Here is a 3765-nt window from a genome sequence, read left to right as displayed (position 1 = left end):
CGTGCGCCCCGTTCGCGGGGCGCGTGTCCGTTTCAGGCCCCCGTCTCGGCGGCGAGGCCTACTGTGGAGCGCGAGGGCGCGTTTCCACGGTGACTGACGAAGGATGCAGTCCCCTCCTCGTGAATGCGAACCGTGCCGACCACGGCGTCGGTCGCGACCACGAAGGACGACAGCGCCACGATCGGCGCCGCGACGTCGTCGATCGCGTCGCGGTCGGACGCGTCGAACAGGCCCTGCTCGGCGCAGAACACGTCGCGCCGCAGCGCCATCGCGCCGGAGACCTCCCACGGGTCGGTCGCCCATTTGATCTGGTAGCCGCCGGGGACGAAGGGGCGGACGGGCTCGAAGATCATGACGCCAGCGCCCTTTCATAGGTGGAGAGCGCCGAGCAGGCGCCGCATTTGGCGCAGCCGGCCTTGACGTCCGTGGCCTTCAGGCCGCCCGCGACCAGCATCCGGGCGAGCGGCCGCAGGATCGCGTCCATGAAGTCGGCCGAGGGCGTCGGGTGACGTTCGAGCGGGGTGCCGGAGATCGGGGTGAACGGCACCACGAAGGGATAGACGCCGAGGCCGATCAGCCGCTCGCAGGTCGCCAGGATCGCGTCCGCGGGATCGCCGAGGCCCGCGAGGATGTAGGTCGAGACCTGCCCGCGCCCGAACACCGGCACGGCCGCCGCGAAGGCGGCGTCGTAGCGTGCGAGCGAGACCTGCGCCTTGCCGGGCATGATCCGGGCGCGCACCTCGGGCGTCACCGCCTCGAGATGCATGCCGAGCGCGTCGACGCCGGCCTCCCGGAGACGCCCGAACCAGGCGTCGTCGTTCGGCGGCTCGCACTGCGCCTGGATCGGCAGGTCGACCGCCGCCTTCACGGCCGCGGCGCTCTCGGCGAGGATCGCCGCGCCGCGGTCCTTTCCGGGCGGGGTGCCGGTCGTCATCACCATGTGCCGCACGCCGTCGAGCCGCACCGCGGCCTCGGCCACCTCGGCGAGCTGCGCCGGGGTCTTGCGCTCGACGGTGCGGCCCGCGGCGAGCGACTCGCCGATCGCGCAGAACTGGCAGGTCTTGGCGCGGCTCTGGTAGCGCACGCAGCTCTGCAGCACCGTCGTCGCCAGCACGTCGCGGCCGTGCAGGGTCGCGATCTTCCAGTATTCGACGCCGTCGGCGGTGCTGAGCTCGTAGAAGCGCGGCCGGAGCGGGAACGACACGTCGGCGATCACCTTGCCGTCGCGCGTCAGACGGGAGCGCCCGAAGGCGTCCGGCTTCTCGACCAGATAGGGGCTGTCGCAGGCCGGCGCGGTGTGGACCGGGGCCATCACGGTCATGCCGTCGATGGTGATCGCCTTGTGGTCCGAAGGCCCCGCGCCGCCGCGGCGGCTGTCCGCCCCCGCGCTAGGGTCGACCAGCCGCACTCCTGAGGACTGCAACGCGTTGATCAGCTCCTCCGTCCTCACCGGGATCGGAGCCTTGGGCGGCATCGGCTTCATCGTGCGTCCTCCCGGATGCGGATGAGGAATACGGGCGACGGACCGGCGCCTGCGGCCGGTCGTCGAGCGTCACGCTGAGCAGCTCGGGGCGGGCGTAATGGCCGACCGAGTCCATCATCCGCTTGCGCTTGGTGACGAGCGCGAGGTCGAGATCGGCGATCAGGATTCCCTCCCCGGCGGTCAGCGGCGGCGCCAGATGGGCGCCTTCGGGCGACACGATCGCGGTCATGCAGCCGCCGGTGAGCGCCTTGCGCAGGCCTTCGTCGGGCGAGATCGCGGCGCGCTGCTCATCGGTCAGCCAGCCGGTGGCGTTGACCACGAAGCAGGCGCTCTCGAGCGCGTGGTGACGGATCGTCACCTCCATCTGGTCGGCGAAGATCGGCCCGACCATCGAGCCCGGGAACTGCGCGGCGTGGATCTCCTCGTGCTGCGCCATCAGGGCGTAGCGGGCGAGCGGGTTGTAGTGCTCCCAGCAGGCCAGCGCGCCGACCCGGCCGACCCTCGTGTCCACGACCTTGAGGCCGGCGCCGTCGCCCTGCCCCCAGATCATCCGCTCGTGATAGGTCGGCGTGATCTTGCGGCGCTTGAGCTTGAGGGCCCCGTCGGCGTCGAAGATCAGCTGGGTGTTGTAGAGCGAGCCGTGATCGCGCTCGTTGACGCCGAGCACGACCACCGCGCCGTGGCGGCGCGCCGCGGCCGAGACCGCGTCGGTGACGGGGCCGGGCACGACCGGCGCCTCGTCATAGAGCCGCAGATGCTCCGCCCCGATCGCGACCGGCGGGCGCACGAAGGAGAAGTACGGGTACCAGGGCACGAAGGTCTCGGGGAAGACGACGAACTCCGCCCCCTTGCCGGCCGCCTCGGCGAGCGCCGCCAGCACGCGATCGAGCGTGCCGCCGGGCTGTTCGAGGTCCGGCGCGATCTGGACCGCCGCGGCCCGAACGATGCGCTTCTCCGCCATGCCCCGCCTCCCCGGCGCGCCGCGGACGCTCAGAGCGTCCAGCTGTCGAGGATGAAGGCGTTGTCGCGGCGGTGCAGGAGCACGAGGTCGAGCACGTCGAGCGGGCTGATCGGCGTGATGCCTTCGATCAGCGACGGTTCGCCATGGCCATAGAGCGCCTGCAGCGCGAACCGGCAGGCGTAGACCTTGCCGCCTTCGCTCATGAACTTGGTGATCTGGTTGTTGAAGTTCAGGTGGCCCGGAAAGGCCTCGTCGCCGAGCGTCGGGAAGCCGCGCTGCACGCCGAGCGTCACGCCGGGGCCGTAGAGCAGCACCGAGGTCTCGAAGCCCTTGCGCAGCAGCCGGGTGGCCTGCAGCAGGTTGACCAGGCCGATCGAGCCTTCGAACGCGACGGTGTGGAAGGTGACCAGCGCCTTCTCGCCCGGCAGCGCCTTCACGTCCTCGAACTTCTTGTCCTCGTAGTCGACGAAGAAATCGCCCTTCTTATGGGCGGGCTTGGTCACGGCTGGCATGAGCGCCTCTCCTCCACGCGGCGTGATCGCCGACGACGGGGAAGGATCAGCAAACGACGTGCCAGCAACGACGCGCCAGCTATCCGGTCTCTTCTGCATTCAATATACATCCAATCGGCGCGCCTGACTGCCGAAAGGCTAGGCGGCGCCCGCTCAATCCAACAGCATCAGCAGGTCGCCACGAGGAGCGAAGAACAGCAGGCGCAGGGTGACAAGCCGGCTCTGCAACAATATACAGTCAATCACCCGCCGCAGGAGAACCCGATGCACGACTGGACGCCCGACCTCGCCGTCAGCGGGAAGCCCCGCTATCTGGCGATCGCCGACGCCGTCGCGCGCGACATCGAGACCGGCCGCCTGTCGGTCGGAGACAGGCTCCCCCCGCAGCGCACGCTCGCCGGCAGGCTGACGATCGACTTCACCACGGTCGCGCGCGGCTATGTGGAGGCGCGCAAGCGCGGCCTCGTGGAGTCGCGGGTCGGTCAGGGCACCTTCGTGGTCGGCCGTCCGTCAGCCGCGCCGGCGCCGCGCTCCTCACGGCCGGAACTGGTCGACCTCTCGATGAACCTGCCGCCGGAGATCGACGACCCGGCGCTCGTCGCCCGCATGCAGGAGGGCATGGCGGAGGTCGGCCGCGATCTCGTCTCGCTGCTGCGCTACCACCCGTTCGGCGGCGCGCCCGCGGACAAGGACGCCGCGACCGCCTGGCTCGGCCGCCGCGCGCTGGTGCCCACCCATCCCGAACAACTCCTTCGTGGTGACGGCCTTCATCGTGACGCTCTCACACGGTCTGATCTGCGCCGGTCGTC

At 70.5% G+C, this 3765-nt stretch carries 5 protein-coding genes; 1 reads left to right on the top strand and 4 read right to left on the bottom strand.

Annotation, left to right across the window (positions count from 1 at the left end; translation table 11 throughout):
- Positions 1 to 32 precede the first annotated feature (32 nt).
- From ACIKT0_RS14745 to ACIKT0_RS14730, 4 genes are read right to left on the bottom strand one after another with little or no spacing between them, the layout of a single operon-like run.
- Positions 33 to 353 carry an MSMEG_0567/Sll0786 family nitrogen starvation N-acetyltransferase gene (locus tag ACIKT0_RS14745; RefSeq protein WP_407106069.1) on the bottom strand — a complete coding sequence of 107 codons (321 nt, stop codon included), beginning with the start codon at positions 351 to 353 and terminating at the stop codon, positions 33 to 35.
- Positions 350 to 1483, bottom strand: coding sequence for an MSMEG_0568 family radical SAM protein (locus ACIKT0_RS14740; RefSeq protein WP_407106068.1), 1134 nt, complete (start codon positions 1481 to 1483; stop codon positions 350 to 352). Before ACIKT0_RS14740 ends, ACIKT0_RS14745 begins: the two co-directional genes overlap by 4 nt.
- Positions 1389 to 2444, bottom strand: coding sequence for a Nit6803 family nitrilase (locus ACIKT0_RS14735; RefSeq protein WP_407106067.1), 1056 nt, complete (start codon positions 2442 to 2444; stop codon positions 1389 to 1391). Before ACIKT0_RS14735 ends, ACIKT0_RS14740 begins: the two co-directional genes overlap by 95 nt.
- Before the next feature lie 29 nt (positions 2445 to 2473).
- The gene (locus ACIKT0_RS14730; RefSeq protein WP_407106066.1) at positions 2474 to 2956 is read right to left on the bottom strand and encodes an MSMEG_0572/Sll0783 family nitrogen starvation response protein; all 483 of its coding nucleotides are present in this window, start codon (positions 2954 to 2956) and stop codon (positions 2474 to 2476) included.
- A 264-nt stretch (positions 2957 to 3220) separates the two neighbouring features.
- Here ACIKT0_RS14730 and ACIKT0_RS14725 point away from each other — a divergent pair.
- A partial coding sequence (locus ACIKT0_RS14725; protein WP_407106065.1) for a GntR family transcriptional regulator occupies positions 3221 to 3765 on the top strand: 545 nt, incomplete at its 3' end.

The sequence above is a fragment of the Hansschlegelia beijingensis genome, assembly GCF_045505405.1.
Lineage (GTDB): Bacteria > Pseudomonadota > Alphaproteobacteria > Rhizobiales > Methylopilaceae > Methylopila > Methylopila beijingensis_A.
Note: the sequence above shows the minus strand (reverse complement) of the source record. Positions and strands in the feature narration are given on the sequence as shown.